This window comes from Aquimarina atlantica (assembly GCF_000626715.1).
GTDB lineage: Bacteria > Bacteroidota > Bacteroidia > Flavobacteriales > Flavobacteriaceae > Aquimarina > Aquimarina atlantica.
The window spans coordinates 99073-123964 of the sequence record NZ_AQRA01000010.1; the positions used below are offsets into that span (position 1 = coordinate 99073).

General features: G+C 36.9%; 2 protein-coding genes. Both read right to left on the reverse strand.

Annotated features, from left to right (window positions below; genetic code table 11):
• Positions 1 to 19 precede the first annotated feature (19 nt).
• Positions 20 to 14263: an SDR family NAD(P)-dependent oxidoreductase gene (locus tag ATO12_RS25730; protein WP_034246227.1), complete on the reverse strand. Its 14244-nt coding sequence runs from the start codon at positions 14261 to 14263 to the stop codon at positions 20 to 22.
• Between the two features lie 33 nt (positions 14264 to 14296).
• Positions 14297 to 24886 (reverse strand): SDR family NAD(P)-dependent oxidoreductase, encoded by a 10590-nt coding sequence (locus ATO12_RS20980; protein WP_034246230.1) that lies wholly within the window; start codon positions 24884 to 24886, stop codon positions 14297 to 14299.
• Positions 24887 to 24892 lie beyond the last annotated feature (6 nt).

Here is a 24892-nt window from a genome sequence, read left to right on the forward strand (position 1 = left end):
CGGCTTGTCTTAAATTATATTAGTGAATACTATACTTTTTTAATAGGTCAATACCTTGTTCTGTTTCTATGCTCTCACTTTCAATCTGATCAATTAAATTTTCGATAATTTCATAATTTCCATTTTCACGAATTGAGAGGTTTTCAGGAACTTTTTCTGAAGCTGTTTTATTGATCCAGTATCGTTCTTTGGCAAATGGATATTTGGGTAGATTGATGCATTTGGGTTTAACTTCTCTATAGAGTTTGTTCCAATCCAACTCCAGACCTTTAACCCATAATTCGAGTACTTTCGAAAGTTTTTTATTTGCTATCCATTTGTTAATAGTTTCCTGTAAATCGGTATCTGAATTAAATATAGATATCGAGGTATCATAGTGTTTTGCCTCTCCTCTGTAAATACCTTCAATATTTTTTTCTGAATTAAGATATGCCTGTAGTTTATCTACTAACTGCTCTACAGAGTTTACAATACACCCTAAACGTATCTCCATAACTTCACGGGTAACCTGTAAGGAATAAGCCATGGAAAGCAGATCAATAGTTTGATCTGGATTTTTTATTAAAACTAGCAGATCACTAACCTTTTGTAGTAATTGTTCTTCTGTTTTAGCTGATAGAACAATCATGATTTGTGTATCTTTTCCAGGATGTGCAACAGAAGAAAATTGAGAAGTCATTGGTGTTATATATTCTTCAATGACTACATGAGCATTAGTACCACTACGTCCAAAGGAACTTATACCTCCCATACGAGGTTTATCTTGTTCTTTTTTCCATTCTTTGGTGATCTTGTTAATATAAAACGGGCTGTTCTCCCAGTTTATATAATCATTTTCATCCTCACAGTTAATAGTCGCTGGTATTTTGTTATGCTGTAGTCCTTTTAACAAACTCACTACACTTACTAATCCCGAGGCGGCCATTGTATGCCCCAGGTTACTCTTACAACTTGTTATGGCACAATGAGTTGTTTGTTTTGAGTCTGGTTGCTTCTCAATGAGTTTTTTAAAGGCATCGTTTAAGGCATTTAGTTCAATAGGATCACCCAATTTTGTCCCGGTACCATGTGCAATAATATGTGAAATGTCCTGAGGATTGATATTATAGTTGGTATAAACATTTTTGATTAGTGTTTCCTGGCTTTTACCACTAGGTGCTGTAACTCCATTAGTTTTCCCATCAAAGTTAATACCGCTGGCTTTAATGGTTCCATAAACAGGGTTACCTGCTTCAATAGCTGCGGATAGGGGTTTTAACATAAGCACTACAACTGCTTCACTAGCGCCAATACCATTGGCTTTTTTAGCAAAGCTATAGCATTGACCATCTTCCGAAAGCATTCCTGCCTGGCTCATCTTAACGTAGAATTCTGGCGATAAAATCAAAGAAGAGATACCAGCAACTAATGCTGATTCACATTCTCTGTTTCGTAAACTCATGATTGCCTGATGCATGGCTACCAACCCTGAAGAACAGGCTGTATTGGTAGCGATGGTAGGTCCCTGTAAGTCGAGATAGTATGATAATCTAGAAGATATCATGGCATTACCACTATTACCAACTCCTTGTTCATCAGAAATAAGTGAGCTATATTGACTTTCTTCCATTCCTGCAAAAACACCAACGGGGGTTCCTCGTAGTGATGAAGGATCGATTTGAGCATCTTCAATTGCTTTATACGCTTCAATTAAAAGCATTCTTTGGCCAGGATCCATTGCTTCTGCTTCTCTAGGCGTAATTTCAAAAAACAAGGGGTCAAATTCATCTACATTATTAATAAAACCTCCTTTATTAGTGCTGATTTTATTATCAGAATCTCCGGATTTTGAGAAATAATCACGCCAGTCCCAACGTGATAAAGGGATCTCGCTAATACCACTCTCTCCCTTTTCTAACATTTCCCATAATTGATCTGCTGTATCTGCTCCTGGGAAACGTCCCGACAAACCTATAATGGCAATTGGTTCTTGAGCTAAGCTCGAAAGGTATGAAGTATCTTTAGATTTAGTTTGTAAGAAGCGTTTCTGGATTGTAGTTTTCCTTAATACTGGTTTTTTCGTATCTACCTGTTGTCTCTCGACTATTTCACTCTGTGGTTTGTTGTAAAATTCTTCTAAGTGATTATGATAATCCTGAACGAAGTAATCACTTAACTTCTTAATAGTAGAATAATTATAGAATATAGCAGGCGTTACGGTAATAAATAAATGTGTTCCTAGTTTCTTGGCAAATGTTGTTAAACTGATAGAATCAAAACCATAATCTGCCAGATTAGTCACACCATCCAGTTTTTCTGAAGGTATTTTCAAACTCATAGATACAAGCTTGATAAGATCAGCATAAACGCATTCTTGTAGTGAAAGATCTTGATATTGTATCTTCCATCCTTTACCCATGTGAGCCTGTTGGTTTTGAACATTAAATGGTAATTGATCAAGTAGCTTGGTTGTGTAGATACGATCTAAGAATTGTTTAATACGGTTAGGTTTACCTTTAAGTACCAATGTTTGTGTTTGATTTGATTTGATAATGTCGTCCCATATCGTTACTCCTTCTGGTGTTTCGAGTACCTCCTGACCACTGCTTTTAAGATAAAATGCAGCTTGTTCAAAGTCACCTTTACCCATGCCGCCATCTTTCCAAAAAGGCCAGTTTATAACAATAGATTTTCCATTATTTTGGTTTTTCTGCTCACGATAATAAGCATAAGCCATTAGAAAACGATTTGCTATTGCATAGTCACAAGATCCAAAATCACCCAGCATAGCAGCCGAAGATGAAAAATAACACACAAAATCCAGAGGTTGTTGATTCAGTACTTCATCTAATACTATTATTCCCTTAGATTTAGGTTGAAGCACTTCATTGATCCTTTTTGTTGTTTTTTCGTAGAAAACCTCAGAACCTTCAACTCCCGCTGCATGAATAATCCCTGATAGGTTAAAAGGAATATTTTTTGCCCAGGATGTTATTGCCTTTCTATTACTAATATCAACAGAATAATAGTGAACTTCTTTGGCTCCTTCCTGCTTTAATTGATCCATCTTTTCCTGAATCCCAGAGACTAATGGTCTTCTACCAAGTAGTAACAGTTTTGCCTGATATTCCTTAGCTAAATACCGTGCTAGCTCAAACCCAAGTTTTCCAACACCTCCTGTAATTAAATAACTACCGTTTTTCTTGAGTACTGGTGTTTTTACAGTACTATCAAGATCAAATGGTTTATACGACAATTCAAACCTTTGCTCATCTTTATATCTAATTACTCCGGGATGTTGTATGGCATCTAATAACTGCTGAGATATAGATCCAGATGAATCGGTATAAAGTAATGATATCTTTGAGTTAGGTACTACCAATTTTAGAGAACGCTCAAAGCCTATCCAGGAATAATCCCAACACGTTTCTATAGATGAAGGATCATAGTTACCTACCAATGTTACGTCGATAGGATTGTCAAATCTTTTAATGGCTTTAAATACATTAAACAATGCATGAACGCCTTTTTCCTTAGTATTTTTTGCCCAGGTATATATCAGTCCTATAGACTTATTACTCTTATCGTTTACATCGTTAAGCACTTTTTGAATATCTAACACATTATTGGAGCGACAGTGATAAAAGTTTTCAGAAACTTTTTCATATTTCTGTTCTTGAAATACAAAAATTGCTTTTGCAAACTGATTGGTATTATCGCTATTTATAATGCTGTCTTTAAACTCTTTATTTGCAAAAATGATAATCTGCCTATTATTGGTTAATGAACTACCTAAAGCAAGAGGTTGCTCTTTCCAATACTCTTTAAAAAATAACTTTTGAGATACTTCTTCTGGCTGTAAAACAGTATCATCATACTTGTCTTGGTATACTTCAACCTCTTTTTCTAAATTTTCAGAAGTGTTTGTTTTTTCATCAAGACATTGTAAGGATATTCCCCTTATTTCTACGCAAATATTCCCTTGTTGGTCTATAAGATCAATATCTAGTATGTGATTTTTAGCCTTTATATCTTTAATCCGTACCCAGATATTCATTTCACTGGTACAGGAAGATAGTATTCGTACAGTATCTAATGAAGTCGGAAATAACGGTTGACCTAGAGATTCGATATCAGCAACTAAACCTATACATGCCTGCATCACTCCCTCCATGATCGAAGGATAGAGTACAAATTCTTTTTGATCATTTTCCTCTAAAAGAGGTATGCTTACTTCTGCTAATAATTGATTATCTCCTTGGTAAATACTTGAGATTCTCTGAAGATTAGAACCGTACACATATCCTCTTTTCGATAGATCTGTGTATATATCTTTAGGTTTCAGAGCAATCTGTTTCATTTCATCTTTGAGTTGCAAAATATCAAGCGTAGTAGTTTCATTTAGAAGACTATACATAACTTGTCCTTCAAAATACAATTCTTGTTCTTCTTCTTCAGTACTATAAATTTCAATACCTATTTGTTCACCCACATGACCTTCTTCAGATGCAAATAATGCTATTTTAACTTCCTTTATTTCCTCAACTACAATTGGTTTTGTAAAAGATATATGGTGTAATTCAATTACTGCGGATTCATCCTGAGGAGGATTTGCCATTACCATAGCAGCTCGAGCCATTTCCAGGCAAGCTAATCCTGGTAAGACGCTATCGCCCTGAATCTTATTTTCTCTGATAAAAAATTCTTCACCATCAAATATGGTGTTATAGCTTTGCTGACGAAGGTCTGAAGTATTCTTATGTACTAATGGATGAAGTACTTCTAGAGCATTTTTATTCTCTTTTTTATAGCTGTCGGTCGTTTTTTCAATCCAATACCGTTCTCTGGCAAATGGATACAATGGTAAGTTGATACGCTTAGGTTTATGGTTTCCGTAGAGTTTGTTCCAACCCAACTCCAGACCTTTAACCCATAAATCCAGTAATTTCGATAGTTTTCTTTGACTTATATAGTTATCTACAATGGTTTCTTTCATCTCATCATCATTACTAATGATCTGTAAACCTTCTTTATTACGTTTCACCTGTCCCAAATAGACACCACGAATAGAATCTTCTCCTTTACAATAAGCTCGAAGTTTTTCTGTAAGTTGATCGATATCTTTTACCATAAAACCAAGGCGTTCCTCCATCGCTTCTCTACCTACCTGTAAAGTATACGCCATATCGACTAAATCTAACTCTCCTTTCTCTTTTTTAATAAAATCCAATAAATCTGAAGCTTTTTGTTTTAACTGTTCTTCGGATTTGGCTGATAAAGGAACTATAACCTCTGAGTTTTGTGTAATGACCTGAACAGGTTGTTTAATCATTTCCTGGTTCCTAGAAACGTACTCACCCATCACCAAATGTGCATTGGTGCCACTAAATCCAAAAGAACTGATTGCGGCCTGACGTTGCTGTGATTTTCTAACCTCCCAATCTCTTAATTCTGTATTTACATAAAAAGGACCATCATCCAGGTTGATATGTTCGTTTAGTTGTTCAAAATTTATAGTGGGTGGCAACTGTTTGTACTTCATAGCCTGTAGCACTTTAATAAAACCGGCTACTCCTGCTGCTGTTAAACAGTGACCAATATTACTTTTTACTGATCCCAGGGCGCAATATGCTGTTTCTTCTGTATATTTTTGAAAAGACCTACGTAATCCTTCGACTTCAATAGGATCTCCCAATTTGGTGGCTGTACCATGCGTCTCGATCAACTGGATGTTATTCGGATCTATATCAAATTGATCATATACTTGTTGTTCTAGTTGTGTTTGAGATTCTGTATTAGGGGCTGTAATCCCATTAGTCTTTCCATCCTGGTTAATACCCCATCCCTGTACCACTCCCAAAATAGTGTCATTATCTTTCTCTGCATCTTCTAACCTTTTTAGCATCACTACTCCAACTCCTTCGCCCGGGACAAAACCATTGGCTTTCTGATCAAAAGTATGGCATCTACCATCTGGAGAAAGCATCCCGGATTGTGAACTCATAATATGCATAGAAGGTGTTGCCATTATATAGACGCCTCCTGCGAGAGCAGCATCAATATTACCTGACACTAAAGCATCACATGCATTAGCAATAGCAACTAATGAAGAGGAACAAGCAGTATCTATAGAGATACAAGGGCCTTGTAAATTTAAAAAGTATGAAATACGTGCAGCTAATATAGAACCGGCAGCACCAGTAAATCCCTGAGCGCTCAATTGATGTTTTTTGGATTGCTGAAGATAATCTCCCGCTGCACATCCTACATATACCCCACATTTACTTCCCGAAAACACATGCGGATTATATCCTGCATGTTCTATTGCATGCCAACAAGCTTCTAAAAATAATCGCTGTTGCGGATCCATGTTTTCTGCCTCAATCGGAGAAATATTAAAAAACATTGGATCAAAAAGATCATATCCTTCTAAAGCTCCCATCCATTTGCTATACGTCTTGTCTGCAACAGCTTCTCCTGCCTGATAATACTTTTCAATATCCCAACGCTTCTTAGGAACCTCATCAATACAATTTTTTCCCTGAGCAATATTCTGCCAAAATGATTCTACATCACCTGCCTTTGGAAACTGACCCGACATTCCTATAACTGCAATAGATTGTGATCGGGAGGATGGTTTTCTGAATTGAGTAGTATTTCCCTGTGAACCTTTACGTAATGATGTAAGATGCCTTCTTCTAACTGCTTTTGGAATATCACTTTGAAAAATCTTTTCGGGGATATCAGTAGAAATAGCAGAATCTGTTATAAATACTCCCTGTTGCTTTATTTCATCCTGAATATGATCACTAAGAGCATTCAGAGTTGAATAACTATAAACAATGGTAGCTTGTAGCGAAAGCCCATATTTTTCGTTAATAGTACGTATAAAAGTAACCCCTACAATAGAATCCAATCCTAAATCTACAAACTGACTGTTATCATCGATCTCATCTTCTGATAAATGCAGTTCCTTGGCCAGTAGTTTCTTTAAATCTAAAAGAATATTAGGAAATACATCTTGAGTATTTGCCTTTGGCTCTTTTTTAGGTATATCTGTGATTGTCGATGTTACTGATTTACTTACAGATATACCCTGTTTTTCTGATGCTTCCCTAATATGAGCCCCTAATGTTGCCAGTGTAGAATAACTATATACAATAGTAGCTTGTAAAGAAAGATCATACTTTTCGTTAATAGTTCGTATAAAGGTTACCCCTACAATAGAATCCAGTCCCAAATCTACAAATTGGCTATTCTCACCAATCTCATCTTCTGATAAATGCAACTCTTTTGCCAATAGTTTTTTGAGGTCTGAGATAATGTTTGGTAATGCATCTATATGTGAAATAGTATCTTCAATATTTACAGCAAGTGATTTTTCTGTAGCATTGATATTGATAGCTTCTTTAGAAATTGTACGATCTTGATAGAAATGATTCTCAATCTGTTGTAACGTATCCTGTCTTCCTACAAATGTTTTTTCATGCATTGCCAGTTCATGACTATACGTTATTTCCAATCGCTTTTTAAGATGTGCTGTCAATTGGTCTTTGATCACAACTAAGCTTTTGCGAGAATATCTTGTTATTTGCCGAGCTAGTACAAGTGCGGCTGAATGGATCTCTTTTCTGGGAAAAACAGGGAAAGACATTCCTTTTTCTTGTAATACTTTTCCAGAATATTCAACTCCTCTCAATAAAGTCTCCCGAGAAAGATCATATCCTATTTTATCAGGAAAGATCAAAGTAGCTCCTGCTCCGGGAGTAAATCCATATCTCATATATGGGCTTACATAACGACTCTCTTCACTAAACAAAACAAAATCTGAAAACATACCCATAGACCAACCTGCTCCAATACCATGACCCTGCATCGCCGAAATCACCGGAATCTTACAGTCCAGAGCTAATTCAAAAATCTTAGTATCTGTAAACTTAGCTTTGCCTTCCTGAATTGCTAACAAACTATCCTTAGTACCTCCCGATGCAAAATAATTGTCATAACCTGTCAATACTACCACCTTATAAAAAGGATATTCTGCTATGTGCTGAAACACCTCTATCATTCCTTCTATAAAAGCATCTGAAAACATATTTTTTGCCTCCCGATCTTCCATTGTAATCTCAATAATACCTTCTGGATAACTCTTTGCCTTTATAACTTTTGTGCTAAGAGTAATGCTTGTTATAGTTTTTGGTAATACCTCCGAAGTTTTCGTTTGTTCTTTCGACCAAACAGGTAACTCCTCTATCGTTTTCTTTAATAATGAAGTTTGTGTCTTTTTCCAAGTCCGTACAACTTCTAAAGGTAATTTCACCCACTTTGATGCCTGATTTAATGCTTCTGAAAAAACATCATTGGTTACAATCAATGAACCTACCTGATCTTGTAGCTCTATCCCAGTATAAGTCTTACCTGCCAGTAGTAATTCGTTACTCATAGTACATCCTAACCGATGACTAAATAACGTAACTGATCGCATTGCCAACTCTGGAACTTCTACAAGACCTGATACAGAATACTCACCTTGTGCATGGTAAATACAAACATCACAAGACGAACAAATCAACCAGGCAATATCTTTAGCATTAGAATTTGTTACAGCAATTATAGGAATCGGGGATTTCAGGATTTGATCCTGAAATTCTAAAACGACTTCCTGCGAACTCATCAAATCGGATACTGAAACAAAATCAGCAATATCACTGCTTAGAACAATCACTTTATAGTAATTGTCTTTATCTAGTTGGGCATAAATAGTTTTTAATTCTGAAACGATATTTTCTAATGAGCAGTTCTTCTCACCTTTATGTAGTGTAATTGTTAATACATGATCTGTATCGGCTTCTAACTTCAAATACTTTGAATCAAAGGTAAGTTGTGGTTTTGTAGTTACTATACTCTCTACCTGTATTGTTGGTACTACATCCAGTTGTTCTGCCAATGTAAGTAACTTGTGCCCCAAATGTTGCTTTAATAGCTGCAGAGCATCCTTTGATTTCTCACAAAGATCTAATGCAAAACTCTCTATAAAAGAACTTATCCGATTCGATGCAAGAACAGGACAACTACATCCTTGCTCTTGTAAAGCTTTGCCTGTTAATTTTTCCGATTGGTATAGAAAGCTATGAGTAAGAGCATTTCCAAATCGTTCCTTAAACCATAACTCTTCTTCTAAACCAGGGAAAAATCCTTCCTTATAATTTGTATAAGAATAGTTACTTTCTTCACTGCATATCATAAAATCACATAACCCTCCTATTAGAAATCCAGCTCCAATAGCAGACCCCTTCATCTCGGCAATTATCGGAAAAGGAAAAGATGCTATAGTTTGATATAATCCTGATTTTACGGATTCATTATAGGATGTTCTGTCCCCTTGTAAAAAAACATTACCCCCACGTAATAACAATACTTTTAAAGAAGAAATCTCTTTTGCATATGTTAAAGCTTCTACCAATTCTGAAATCAAATCTGAAGAAAGCGTATTTTTATCAGGTGCAGATATAACTAGTGAATACAACCCTTTATCGTGATCAAATAACTTGATTAATGAAGCGTTAGAAAATTCTCCTCTCTGATCATTATAAGATGTTATATCAGAAAGAGTAGTAGTTGTTTTATCCAACACAGAATCTTCCATTTCTTCTATACCAAAAGTATCTGGAGTAACTAATAAAATTTGAGTTGGCTTTTCTAATGTATTCTCTGTAAACTTTTCTACTTCTGAGTTTTCTAATACTATCTTTGAAAGAATTGGTATGGATAGTTCTCGTGGCAATCTCTGAATTTCTTCTAAATCTAACGATGGTTTTACTACTTCTTCTTGACTAAAATTATCCTCTATAAAGTCGTGAACCACTTCCTGGTAAACAACTCCATACATCTGTACACATTCCTTACCTTCTTTATCATATAAATCGATATCTAAAGCATCTGTTCTACCAGAACTATAACGAATCCATCCCCACATATTAGCTGTACAATTACTCTTGATTTGTAAAGAATCTATACTTGTAGGTTCTAAAGCTGTACCAGAAAATAATAATAAGCCCGATTGTAATACTTCCTTAAGAATACCCGGGTGTAAAACATAAACTTCTTCTTCCGAAAACAAATCTTCTGGCAAACTCAACTCTACCAGTAATTGCTTATCTTCCTGGAAGATGGAAGTTATATTATGGTGAGAAGAAGGTAATACACTTCTTTGCATTTTGGATCTAAGAACCTTGATATCTACTGTTGTTAAAGGAAGCTCATCATGTACTATAGCCTCTCCCTGGCAATAAATTACTTCTTTCTCTTCAATACCACTATACACCTCAAAACAAACACCTTCTTCTGTTTGTTCAAACAAGGCGATATGCACTTCTATATCATCTTTAAAAATTAAGGGACCTGACCAAACTGTATTACTAAACTCTAAGAAGTATGGAGCTTTTTCTTTGGGTAATGCTTCTGCAATTGCTACGCGAGCCATTTCTAAATAAACAACTACCGAGATTTCCTTATGACCAGTAGATAAATTAGAGATAAAAAATGCATCACCACTAAAAGTCGAACTATATTTATGATCCTTAAAATCTGAAGTGTTACTATGTACTAAAGGATGCAATACCGAGATTGCTGTATTATTTTCTACCTGTGATACAGTATCACTAACAGCTATCCAATAACGTTCTCTGGCAAAAGGATATGTCGGAAGACTCATTAGTCCGGGAAGTACATCACCATACAATTGGTGCCAATCCACAGCACCACCTTTTACCCAAACATCTAATAGTTTAGCTATCTTTTTACCTGATAACCATTCTTGAATCACCGTATCAGTAGCTAACTCAGAAAAATTTTCATCTCGTTTGACCTCACCCCGATACATCCCTTCTACTCCTTTTGTATCATCGAGATAGGATTCTAGTTTTTCTTTCAACTCAACTACCGAATTAACAACAAGGCCTAAACGCTTATCCATTGCCTCCCTACCTATTTGTAAGGTATAAGACATCGAAGTTAAATCAAGATCAATACTCTCTTGATCAAACTTCCGGAGATAACTCAACAGGTCAACCACCTTTTGTTTTAATTGATCAAAGGTACGTGCCGATAAAACAATTCCTACATTAGTAACTTGATTAGTATTTAGAACAGAACGATGTACATCAATGTATTCTTCTAGAATAATATGAGCATTAGAACCTCCTGCTCCAAAAGAGGAAATACCTGCAATACGAGGATAGGTCTTACCCAAAATCAAAGGAGGATCCCAATCTCTTAACTCCTGATTTACAATAAAAGGAGTATTATCAAAATCAATATGTGGATTTAATCGCTTAGAATGTAACGATGGAACTATTTGACCATGCTCCATCTGTAATAGTATTTTGGTCAAACCTGCAATACCTGCTGCTGATTCACAATGCCCAATATTGGACTTAGCTGATCCTAATAAACAATAGCCTGTATTTTTTTCAGCTTGATCTCCTTCAAACGCCTTAGATAATGCAGCTATCTCAATAGGATCCCCAAGCTTTGTACCTGTACCATGGGCTTCTATATAACTAATATGACGAGGATCAGTATCTGATACTTTAAGTGCCTCTGTAATAGCATTTGCCTGAGCCTTAGGATTAGGAACACTATAACCATTAGTCTTACCTCCATGGTTAAGAGAACTTCCTTTGATCACTCCATAGATATGATTCCCATCTCTTTTGGCCTCTGATAATCTTTTTAAAACTACAACTCCGACTCCTTCGCCGGGAATATAACCATCCCCTCCTTCTCCAAAACTTTGGCAATGACCTGCACTCGAGATAAATTGACCAGAACTAAGCATCTGATATTTATTCGGGTGAATGCTCACATTAACTCCTCCGGCTATTCCTAAATCTGTACGACCTTCTTTTAAATCCTGACAGGCTAAATGAATTGAAGTTAGTGAAGAAGAACACATCGTATCCAACGTCATGCTAGGACCATGAAGGTTTAAAAAATAAGAAACACGGTTAGCTATACTAGCCAAGCTTCCAGATAGATTATATTCTCCATACATCACACCGGCATAAACTCCTACCTGACCTGCCAATCCTTCTTTACGAGGTATCTGTAAGCTAGAACGAGTGTATCCAGCATCCTCAATTGCCATCCAACTGTGTTGTAAAAATAAACGCTCCTGAGGATCGATTGATGCGGCTTCTCTGGGAGAAATATTAAAAAATCTTGGGTCAAATTCATCTACTCCTTCTATAAAACCACCCCACTTACTATAATGATAACCACTTTTGCTACGATCCTCGCTGTAATACGCCCGCCAGTCCCAGCGCTCTTTAGGAACCTCTGTAATACAATCCCTGCCTTCTTTAAGGTTATCCCAATATGCAGCTATATCAACCGAGTTAGGATAACGGCCACTAAGCCCCACAATGGCTATAGGGTCTACAGAAACTGAGTGTGTAGAATTGGTTAAATCGATAGAAGGACGAGGACGACTAAAGCGTTTACCAGAAATCAATTTATGCGCTATTCTTTCATCAGTTTTAGATTTAATATCGGTTGATTTTTTAATACTAATATTATCATCTGGTGCTGTATTAAAAAGTATGGTTAGTTGATGCTGATAAGATTTCACAAAGTACTCTGTAAGCTCTCTAATAGTCTGGTATTCAAAAAACAATGTTTTTGGTAAAGCACCAAAAGTCTCTTCTAATTGGCTTGTGAACTTCATCGCCAGTATAGAGTCGATACCGTATTTTTCTAATGGCTCCTGAGGATCAATTTTACGGGTAGTCAACTTTAACAGTAAAGAGAATTCTTTACACAAGTAATCTTCAGTTTTTTCAAAAAGATCATTATGACTATTGTTGGTAATCATTGAAGCATTTATAATCTCTTTATCTATTTTTTTATTGTCATGTAATTGAAGTAAATCACCCTTTATTACCAGAACCTGATCTTGGTTTAATTCCAGGCTACAATAAAATGCATGCATTCCAACGATAGTTTCCATCGGTTGTATTTGCATGGTTTGTTTTAATATCTCCTGACTTGCCTGATCTATTTGCATACCACCGTCTTGCCATAGTGGCCAGTTGATAGATAAAGTGTGCCCCTGTCGCTGGTCTTTTAGCACCAAATGATTACGGTACACAGCAAATTGATCCATAAATCCATTAGCCACTGCATAATCTGCCTGACCTACATTACCTATTTGAGATGCTACAGAAGAAAACAACACCAAAAAATCTAAGTCAATATCCTTACTGGCCTGATCCAGGTTGAAAGTACCTGTTACTTTTGGAATGAGTACGTTACCAAATTCATCTCTTGTCTTTTTAACAATGAAATTATCAGAAGTCATACCAGCACAATGGAGAATCCCATTTAATTGTTTATACTCTTTGGATATAGTAATTATAAGTTGGTTTACCTGTTCTGAATTACTTAAGTCCAATTGTCGATATTCAACTGTATTGTTACGTACTGGTAATGCTTCGAGGATTGCTTTTCTCTCTATTGTTAATGCAGAACGACCTGTTACAATAACCCTGGAATAAGTGGTTTGTTTTAGGATTTCTTTGGTAAATAAAATACCCAGACCTCCCATACCTCCGGTAATAAGATATACACCACGGTCTTTGAATGCTATTTTGGGACTTACATCACTCGCTTGTATTTCTTTCCTTCTTAAAACATAGCGGATATTCTGATCATATTTAACCTGATGATCCTCAAAACTCGATACATTTTCCCGAAGCTGTGAAGAAAGTTCTTTTGCCTCTATATCAAGCTGAGTACGTATGATTTGTCCTTTTAGTACTGGATTCTCAAGAGTAGCTGTTTGTAACAAGCCCGAAAGCCCCATAAAAACAACTTGTTCTACATCATTACCAATGACTATTTGAATCAATATATTACCCAAAGGTTTATTAGAAAGTATCTGATGGAGATAGTCAAAACAAGACATAGCATGACGTTCATATCGATCAGCAATACTTTGATCCGCTCCTGAGGATAAACTTACAAAATGACTATCTGGAAGAAACTTTTTGATTTCATTCTCCTTTAAATGAGGCATTTCGCATAAAATGATATGATGCTCAGTATATTCTATTTCAACTTCAGATACTGGCATATCTTTTCTCCAAACTGGAGTAGAGAGCATTGTTCCTATAACTTTACCTTGTTCTTGTAACTTTATAGTTTTAATTTTTTCTAATGCTTCAGTTTGTGTAAGTTTTCCTTTGGAAATATCTTGGAATATTTTTTTTAGGTTTTCCTTCATCTTTTCTTTCAAATTTTTCTCGAAAATTCAGTGTTAAACTAATTCCACAGCTTCTTCATCAGAAAGCTCTTTATTCAATACACTTTGGATAAGGCTTTGATAATACGTTTCATTAAAAACAGAATTATTTATATCAGTATTATCTGTTGATCCATTTGTAGATATTTTATCTAAAGGTTCAATACTATTTTCTATAACACGAAAAGCGAATTCTCTGATTTCTATACATATGATCCCTTCTTCATCAAAAAGATCGATATCCAGTTTTGTAATCTTACTATCATGATTAGTTTTAGGAGAATATCGAACCCAGGCAGCCATTCTTTTCGTGCAAGCAGATTTAATCCTTAAAGATCCTAATGCAAAAGGCAGAAATGGTTGGGATGGCGTATTACTTAAATCCTGAAATAATCCAATAGATGCTTGCAAAGCGCCATCCATTATACTTGGATGCAAAACGTAATCATTTTGTTCTGTTTCAATTACAGCAGGTAGAACTATATCTGCCAGTACCTGTCCTTCTCCTTTATAGATTTCTATTACACCTTGATGTGAAGGTCCATACTGAAGTCCCATTTTGGAAAAAACATCATAAACTAAGCTTCTGTTCAACGTATCCAATGTCATTTGTTCTCTAAGCTTATTGATATTTGTTTTTTCCTGCACGACGGAATTACTAAAAGTTGCCTGCCCTTGAAAATGAATAATTTCTTCATTCTCCTGGTGACTATATATTTCGCAAAGGATTTGATCTTTTTCTGTTGAACCTGAATCGTCCAAAAGCAAGGTTATATTAATTTCTTTTCTATGATCAACTTTAAAAGGTTGTATCCAGGCAACATTAAAAAGCTCTACATCAGATAGTTTTAAAGGTTCTGGCATAGATTTTTCTATGGCAACACGAACCATTTCCAAGTATGCTACTCCAGGAAGAATCTTCTGGTCAAAAACCAAATGGTCCTTTAAGAAAAACTCTTCTCCACTAAATGAGGCGCTATAACGTTGCTTACTAAAATCAGAGGTATTCTTATGCACCAAAGGATGTAATACCTCTATGTTTCTTTCTTTTCCTTCTGTGGTATTGTTTATAGTTTCTTCTATCCAGTATCGCTCTTTGGCAAAAGGATATACTGGTAAACTCATACGTTTAGGCTTTTGCGAACCATAGAGCTTGTTCCAATCAAACTCCAATCCTTTAACCCATAAATCAAGTAGTTTTGATAGTTTTTGCTGACTTATATATTTCTCTACAATAGTATCTTTCATCTCATCATCATTACTGATGATACGTAAACCTTCTTTATTTCGTTTTACTTGTCCTCGATACACACCACGGATATTTTCTTTACCCTGAGTATACTCCTGAAGCTTTTCTATCAATTCATTTTTTCCTTTTACCATAAGCCCAAGACGTTCTTCCATAGCTTCTCTACCTACCTGAAGGGTATATGCTACCTCTATTAAATCCAGCGTCCCTTTCCTTTCTTCTATAAATCGCAACAGGTTTGATACTGTTTGTTGCAGCTGTTCTTCTGATCGGGCTGATAAAGGGATCATAAAAGCTCCATTTTCCTTAACAACCTGAACTGGTTTTTGAGTTGCTATCCTAGGTTGAGGAACATATTCCTGCAATACCAAATGAGCATTGGTACCACTGAATCCAAACGAGCTGATTGCGGCTTGTCGTTGTTGCCCCTCATTAATCTTCCAATCCCTAAGCTTAGTATTTACATAAAATGGACTATCATCCAAACTGATATGTTCGTTTAGCTGTTCAAAATTTATAGTAGGTGGTAACTGTTGATATTTTAAGGATTGAACTACCTTGATAACCCCAGCTACTCCTGCAGCAGTTAAACAGTGACCGATATTACTCTTTACTGACCCTAAAGCACAATACTCTTTTTCCTGGGTATATTTTTTAAAGGTCTTACGTAATCCTTCTATCTCAATAGGGTCTCCTAATTTGGTACCGGTACCGTGTGCTTCTATCAACTGGATACTATTCGGGTCTATATTGAACTGATCATAGACCTGTTGCTCCAATTGGGTTTGTGACTCTGTATTTGGTGCTGTAATACCATTGGTTTTTCCATCCTGGTTTACTCCCCATCCCCTGATCAATCCCAGGATATTGTCGCCGTCTTTTTCTGCATCTTCTACTCTTTTGAGCATTACTGCCCCAACTCCTTCTCCTGGTACAAAACCATTTGCCTGCTGATCAAAAGTATGGCACTTCCCATCAGGAGAAAGCATACCGGATTGAGCTGCTTTAATATGCATATCCGGGCCAGCCATAACATAAACCCCTCCTGCCAAAGCAGCATCAATACTACCTGATATCAGGGCATCACAAGCATTAGCAATAGCAACCAATGAAGAAGAGCAAGCCGTGTCCATAGAAATACAAGGACCTTGCAAATTTAAAAAGTAAGAAATACGGGCTGCCAGAATTGAAGTTGAACCTCCTGTAAATCCTTGAGCACTTAGCTGATCTTCTCTTGATAACATTTGATAATCTCCATAAGCACATCCAACGTATACCCCACATTTACTACCTGAAAATGCATGTGGGTTATATCCTGAATTCTCCATAGTATGCCAACAGGATTGTAAAAACAAACGTTGTTGTGGATCCATACTCTCTGCCTCAATCGGGGATATATTAAAAAACATAGGATCAAACAGGTCATATCCCTCCAGGGCACCCATCCATTTGCTATACGTCTTCCCGGTAACAGCATCCCCTTGCTGGTAATAACGATCAATATCCCATCGATCTCCAGGGATTTCACTAATACAATCCCTGCCTTCAGCTATATTCTGCCAGAAAACATCAACATCCTCTGCCTTGGGAAACTGACCCGACATACCTATAATGGCTATGCCTCCAATACTATCTTTTTCTCTATTTGAAGTAGTACGAAGTGAAGACCTTCCCTTGCGTATCGATGTAAGTACTCTTCGGGTAAACTGCTTTACCTGTACTGTTTTTTCTTTCTTAAGGGAATTAACAGCTGGGGTATATACCTCCTCTTCTTCAACTCCTAACTCTCCCTGTATATACTGGCTTAATGCTAAAAGGGTGGCATAACTATACACAATTGTAGCTTGTAATGAAATACCAAACTTCTCATTGATCTTACGGATAAAAGTAACCCCTACAATAGAATCAAGCCCCAGGTCAACAAATTGACTGTCTTCATCTATCTCCTCTATCTCCAAATGTAATTCCGTTGCTAATAACCCTCTTAAATCCGATAATATATCTGACTGTTTTCTAATACCTGTAGTTACCGCCTTTGTTGAAGCAATAGTAGATACGGGTTGCCCAATAGGTGCTACTTCCTCTTTTTCTTCTTGCCCGGTTTCTTCCAATACATAACTACTCAATGCGGAAAGGGTAGCATAACTATATACAATCGTAGCTTGTAATGTAATACCAAACTTCTCATTGATCTTACGGATAAAGGTAACTCCTACAATGGAGTCCAGTCCCAGATCCACAAACTGGCTGTCTTCATCTATCTCTTCCTCCTCCAGATGTAACTCCCCGGCCAATAATGACTTAAGATCAGCAATGATCATAGGTAATGTATATTTACCTTGTGATACAGGTTCTGGTGTGGATAATACAGTATTAGTAAGAGGTAATGGATCTTTTCCACTTGCGGATGTTGTATTAAAGTTACCTTCTATACGCTTCAGGGTATCCAAACTCCCTACAAAAGTCTCATCATGCATAGATAACTCCTGTGCACAAATATCTTCTAAACGATCCTTGATATGACGCGTCATTTGATCCTTAAAAGCAATTAAACTACTTCGCGAATTACGCGTTAGTTCTCTTGCCAAGGTAAATGCAAACTCACTGATCTCCTTGCGGGATACTACCGGTAAGGATATTCTTTTTTCTTTTAATGTCTGACCTGCATATTCAACCCCTGTAAGCAAGGTGCCACGTGCAAGATCATGTCCTATACGCTCCGGAAAAATCAAGGTTGCCCCTGCTCCGGGTGTAAAGCCATAATTCATATAAGGGCTTACATAATGGCTCTCTTTACTTAAAATAGGGAAATCACTGAACATACCCATTGACCAACCTGCTCCAATTCCGTGACCTTGCATCGCTGCAATCACCGGAATATTACAATCCAAAGCTAGTTGAAAGATCTTGGTATCTGTAAACCTGGCTTTTCCTTCCTGGATCGCAACTAAACTCTCCTTAGTCCCTCCGGAAGCAAAATAACTATCATACCCCGTCAATACCACCACCTTATAGCTTGAAGATTCTGAAATATGATCAAAAACCTCTACCATATCTTCTATAAAAGCATCTGAAAACATATTTCTGGCCTCCCGATCTTCCATCCTGATCTCTACAATACCCTCAGGATGTAAAATAGCTTTGATTACTTCTGATTCTAAGGCTATTCTTGTTGCTTCCTCTGGGAATGTCGTAACCTCTTCTTCCTTTATCGCCCATAACGGTAATTCTTCTAATACAGCTCTCAGCTCTGAAGCCTGGTTCTTCTTCCAGTCCTTTATAACTTCTATTGGAAATGATGACCAATACCCGGCCTGTTCCATAGCCTCTGCCATTGGATCTGATGAAACCTGTACGGAACCTGTATGTTCCTGTAAATCCGAACCACTATATTCTCTACCTGTAAGCAATATCTCCTGGGATAAAGAAGATCCCAGGCCACTATTAAAAAACGGAAGGGATAACCTGCCTAATTGCGGAACTCCTACCAATTCCGAAGCACAATAAATCCCATCTGTATGGTAGATACAAACATCACAACTCTGAGCTATTAGCCAACCCAGATCCCTGGCATTTCCTTCCAGGGTTGCAATCACAGGTACCGAAGCACCGATCAATACCTCCTGAAGTTGTATGATTTCTTCTAATGAACTCGATAAGTCAGATTCTCTTATAAATCCTTCATCTGCACTACTAAGAATAATTACCTTATAAACCAAGGTATTTTCTACCTGCTTTAGAACTTCTTCTATTCCGGAAATTAACGTCTTTAACTTATAGTTTTTAGCTCCGGTATCTATCTTAATAGCTAATACTCCTTCTATAGAAGTCTCTAACTGTAGGTATTTTGAACGAGTGGTTACCTGAATTTCTAATCCAGCTAATGATTCTTCTATCTTAAAAGTGTTAACCTGTTTTAATTCTGTTACCTGCTTTGCTATACCACGAATGAGATGTTGCTTTAATAAATGAAGAGAGTTTTGTGGTTTTTCACTCAAAGATCGTACAAGATCTTCTGTATAAGAACTCACTTGATCCGAAGTAACTATTGGAGTACTCCAACCTCTTTTCTTCAAAGTATTACCTGTCGATACTCCAAAACGATATAAAAAGTCCCTGGATAATACAGCTCCAAAACGCTCTTCAAACAGAGATTCCTCCTTTAGAGTAGGAAACACTCCTCCTTTTACATCTGTATAACTATATCGAGATTCCTTACTCAAAATCATAAAATCACATAAGGCTCCTAATAAGAAACCTGCTCCCATTGTAGCTCCCTGCATCTCAGCAATTACAGGGTAAGGAAAAGATGCGACTGCATTGTAAAGCCCCTGGATTAAACATTCATTATAAGAGTTACGATCTCCCTGAAGGAAAGTTTTAGTCGTTCCTCTTATTATCAAAACTTTTAATCCCTGAAGATCTTTTACATAATCAAAGCTATGTACCAAATCTCCTATAAGTTCTTCTGAAAGAAAATTATCCTGTTCTGTAGCTACCTGAAGGCTGTAAACACCTTCACCCTTATCATATAATTTTATATCAGAGATCGTCTTTGAGTTTTTTAAAGTAACTGATGTAGTTCTGGTGGTGGCTAAGCTAAACTGTGCCTTGGGTATTGTCTCATCTTGAATTGCTTTTTCCTGTGTTTCATGTAAACTTTGTAATGAAATATTGGCAGGTTTGGATAATGATCCTTTATCTAGATCCTGATCCTTTGAAATACTACGTTCTGTAGTATTTATAATTCGAGTTGGAATTGAAAGTTCTTTTGGCTGATTCTCAACCGCTCTTAACGGCAATGATTTACTACTTACTTCTTCTTTTTTATCAACTTCATTCCTTATTTCTTTATCTGATAGTTCATAGTAAACTTCCTTAATTTGAATACATATTTCACCTTGTTTGTTACACAGGTCGATATCTAAAGTATCTGTTTGACTTGAAGGTCGGATCCAAATAAACATCTCTCGAGAACAGCTATCAATTACCTTTAAAGAAGTTATTTCTATCGGAATAAAAGACTGATGATCTCCTGATAATAATTGACTCCCCAACTGTAAAGCATTCTCCAACATGGTTGGGTCTAACCTATAGATATCTTCTTCTGATATCAACGATTCCGGAAGGGTTAACGCTATCAATAATTCTTTCTTATTACCATATACACTCAGAACCTCTGATAATGAAAGGTCATAAACACTATTTATCCCTTCATTTCCGATTCGCTGCTTAAGTTCAACTATATCTAAAACAGCCTTTGAGGATCCTGTTGATATAACACTACTACCCTGACAATACACCAACTCTTCTTCTCCTTCTGGATTATAAATCTCAAAATCTATAACTTCTTCGCTTTGAGGTAGCAAAGCAATAGCTACTCGTAAGGTTTCTTTAATCGGTACTGGACCAGTCCACACAACATCCCTAAACTCAACAGTAATAGCACTTTCCTTATCTGGTAAAGAGTCTGCCAACGCTGCTCTGGCCATCTCTAAATACACAGGTACAGAAAGTTCATTCTTACCAGAACCCAAAGTATAAAACTCATCTCCTATAAAAGTGGAACTATAAACCTGATGGGACAGATCTGAAATATTACTGTGAAGCAATGGGTGAAGTACTGAAGTAACCTTACCCTTTATTGATTCTTTACTATCTACTATATCTATCCAGTATCGCTCCCCGGCAAATGGATATGTAGGAAGGCTCATCAGCTTGGGACGGGTATTAACATACAACCTCTGCCAGTCAATATCCTGACCTTTGCTCCATACCTCTACCAATGATGAATAATTACCATCTTTTATCCATTGATGAACCATTTGTTCCAAGTCCAATCCTTCGGTTGCATAACCTGAAAGCAAATCCCGGTCACGTTTGACCTGTCCTTTGTAAATACCTGTTATATCATCCATACCTTTTAGATAAGATTCCAGTTTTTGAATTAACCCCTCAACTGAGCTAACCACAAAACCAATACGCTCATCCATCGATTCACGACCTACCTGAAGCGTATAAGACATAGCTTTAAGGTCCAGGGAGTTCTTCTCCTTGTTTGAAAAGCGAAGGAAATCCAATAAATCACTTACTTTCTGTTCTAATTGCAATGGTTTCTTTGCGGATAACAGGATCAAAAACTCAGAGTCCGATCCGTTAAAGGAAGGTATCTCTGAACCAATATATTCTTCTATGATCAAATGAGCATTTGAACCTCCTGCGCCAAAAGACGAAATACCGGCTATACGGGGTAGCTCTTTTCCATTCAACACAGGGGCATCCCAATCCCGGAGTTCCTGGTTAACAATAAATGGTGTTTTATCAAAATCTATATGGGGGTTTAAACGACTCGAGTGTAGCGAAGGAACTATCTGACGGTAACGCATCTGTAGCAATACCTTGGTAACACCAGCGATACCGGCTGCAGATTCGCAATGACCTATATTAGACTTGGCTGAACCTATCTGACAATAACCTGTTTTAATATCATCCGTAGCTCCCTCAAATGCTTTGGTAAGAGCGGATATCTCTATCGGATCCCCAAGTTTGGTTCCTGTACCGTGGGCTTCTATATAACTGATATGACGTGGATCCGTACCCGACACTGCCAACGCCTGACGGATAGCACCCGCCTGGGCCTTAGGGTTCGGAACACTGTATCCATTGGTTTTACCTCCATGATTTAAGGAACTTCCTTTGATGATACCATAAATATGGTTACCATCTCTTTCGGCTTCGGAAAGACGCTTTAAAATAACGGTACCTACTCCTTCTCCAGGAATATAACCATCTCCCCCCTCTCCAAAACTCTGGCAATGACCATCACTGGAAATAAACTGACCCGTACTTAACATCAGGTATTTATTCGGGTGAACGCTAACATTAACACCTCCTGCTATTCCTAAATCCGTACGACCTTCTTTTAAATCCTGGCAGGCCAAATGGATCGCAGTCAAAGATGAAGAACACATCGTATCCAACGTCATACTGGGACCGTGTAAGTTTAAAAAATAAGATACGCGATTAGCGATACTGGCATAACTACCCGATAGGGACATCGGATTACCTTTCATACTTTCTTCAGCTCCGAACAACTGGTACTCACTATACATCATCCCAACATATACTCCAACCTGACCTGGCAGTCCATCCTTATGAGGAATCTGTAAACTGGAACGGGTATACCCTGCATCCTCTATAGCCATCCAAACGTGTTGTAAAAACAAGCGCTCCTGTGGATCAATATTAGAAGCTTCTCTCGGTGATATGTTAAAAAATCTTGGATCAAACTCATCTACTCCTGCTATAAATCCTCCCCATTTACTATAATGACGACCTGCTTCTGTACGATCATCACTATAGTAATCACGCCAGTCCCATCGATCTTTTGGTACTTCTGTAATACAATCCTTTCCTTCCCGAAGGTTAGTCCAGTAAGCATCAATGTTTTCTGACTCTGGATAACGGCCACTTAACCCCACTATCGCAATCGGATCTGATGCTATTGATTTACTTGTTTCTTTTGGAATTACAATTCTACGTTTGCGATTTAATCGTATTTTACGATCACTTCTTATCTCTTGTTTAGATGCTTCTTTTACTACTTTTTCCTCAATTTTCTTTTCCGGTATAAAAAGCTTTGATAATTGGGAAGTATGAAACTTTAAAAAGTATTCTGCTAATTCCTGAATAGTTTGATACTCAAAAAATAGTGTCTTAGGTAAAGAGCCAAATGTTTTTTCCAATTTATCTGTCAAACTCATGGCTAAAATGGAGTCTATACCATATTTCTCCAATGGTGCATTAGAATCTATTCTATGAGAAGCTAGTTTTAATGAAACTGCAAATTGATCGCACAAGTATTTTTCTGTTTTTTCTTGAAGACTTTCTGTATTTATCGTCTTAACTACCTGTTGTTCAACATTAGGAAATTCTAATATAGGTTCTGCTGCTTTTTCTTGATTTTCGAGAAATGCTTTCTTTATTTGGGTTAAATTACCTCCTACCACCAAAGCTTGTCCATAACCTAACTCCAAAATTTTATAAAATGCATCTATTCCTGAATTTGCAGGCATGGGATACATTCCAAATTTTCTACGTAATGACTCCTGATTCTCTTCATCTATTTGCATTCCTCCTTCTTCCCATAATGGCCAATTGATGGATACAGTATGTCCCTTGCGGTGTCCTTTTGTAATCTGTTGATTACGATATATGGCAAACTCATCCATAAAACCATTTGCAGCTGCATAGTCCGATTGTCCAACATTTCCTAATTGGGAAGCTACCGAGGAAAACAATACCATAAAATCCAAATCTATATCCTTACTGGACTGATCCAAATTATACGTACCAATTACTTTGGGGGACAATACACTCGAAAACTCCTCTACTGTCTTTTTTATAATAAAATTATCAGAGGTCATCCCTGCACAATGCAGAATACCTTGTAATCCTCCTTTTTCTTTAACTATACCGGAGATAACCTTAGTAACTTCTTCTGCATTGTCAAGTGCTAATTGTTGGTATTCAACTTTGTTCTCTCGGATAGGAAGTTCTTCCAAAAATGCCTTCTTTTCCTGAGTCAATGCGGATCGACCTGTCAATATGATTTGGGAACGAGTAGTTTGCTTAAGAATTTCTTTGGTAAACAAAAGTCCAAGACCTCCCATACCGCCCGTGATCAAATAAACACCTTGATCTTTAAAGACTATTTTAGGATGTACTTGTGTAGCCTCTATTTCTTCTCTTTTTAGAACATAACGGATACCTTGATCATACTTTATTATTTCGTCATTTGGATTCGATTGGTTATCCTTCAATTGCACTACAAGATCATTAGTAGTAGCTTTTGGGTCAACTAAAATAAGTTGAGGAATTAGTAATGGATTTTCTAAAGCAGCTGTTTTCAACAACCCCGAAAGCCCTGCTAAAATTGTACCCTCCCCTTCATTAGGTACAACCAACTGAATCAGTACTTTTCCTTCTGGTTTATCGGTAAGTATATTTTGAATCAATTCAAAACAGGACAAAGCATATGCCTGAAATCTATCAGAAATGTGTTGTTTTTGATCTACCTGGAGTTTCCAAACTTTACTTGTTGAGAGTGAACTATTTATATGTTTTTCTGTTAATTGTGATATCTCACACAAAAGCAAATGATATTGCTCATACTCTATTTTATCACCAGAAGAAACATTCAATACCTTTGGCGACCAATCGGATTTTGCCAACAGTATACCTTTGGTTTCTCTCAGATCCCGCTGTTTTACAGCTTTGATTTTTTCTAATGCTTCTTTTTGTGTCAGCTTCCCACTGGAAACATCCTTATATATGTTTAACAATTCAAATTTCACTCGTCT

Coding starts and splice junctions, on each gene's coding strand:
- ATO12_RS25730 (WP_034246227.1), bottom strand. CDS start 14,263: ATGAAGGAAAACCTAAAAAAAATATTCCAAGATATTTCCAAAGGAAAA.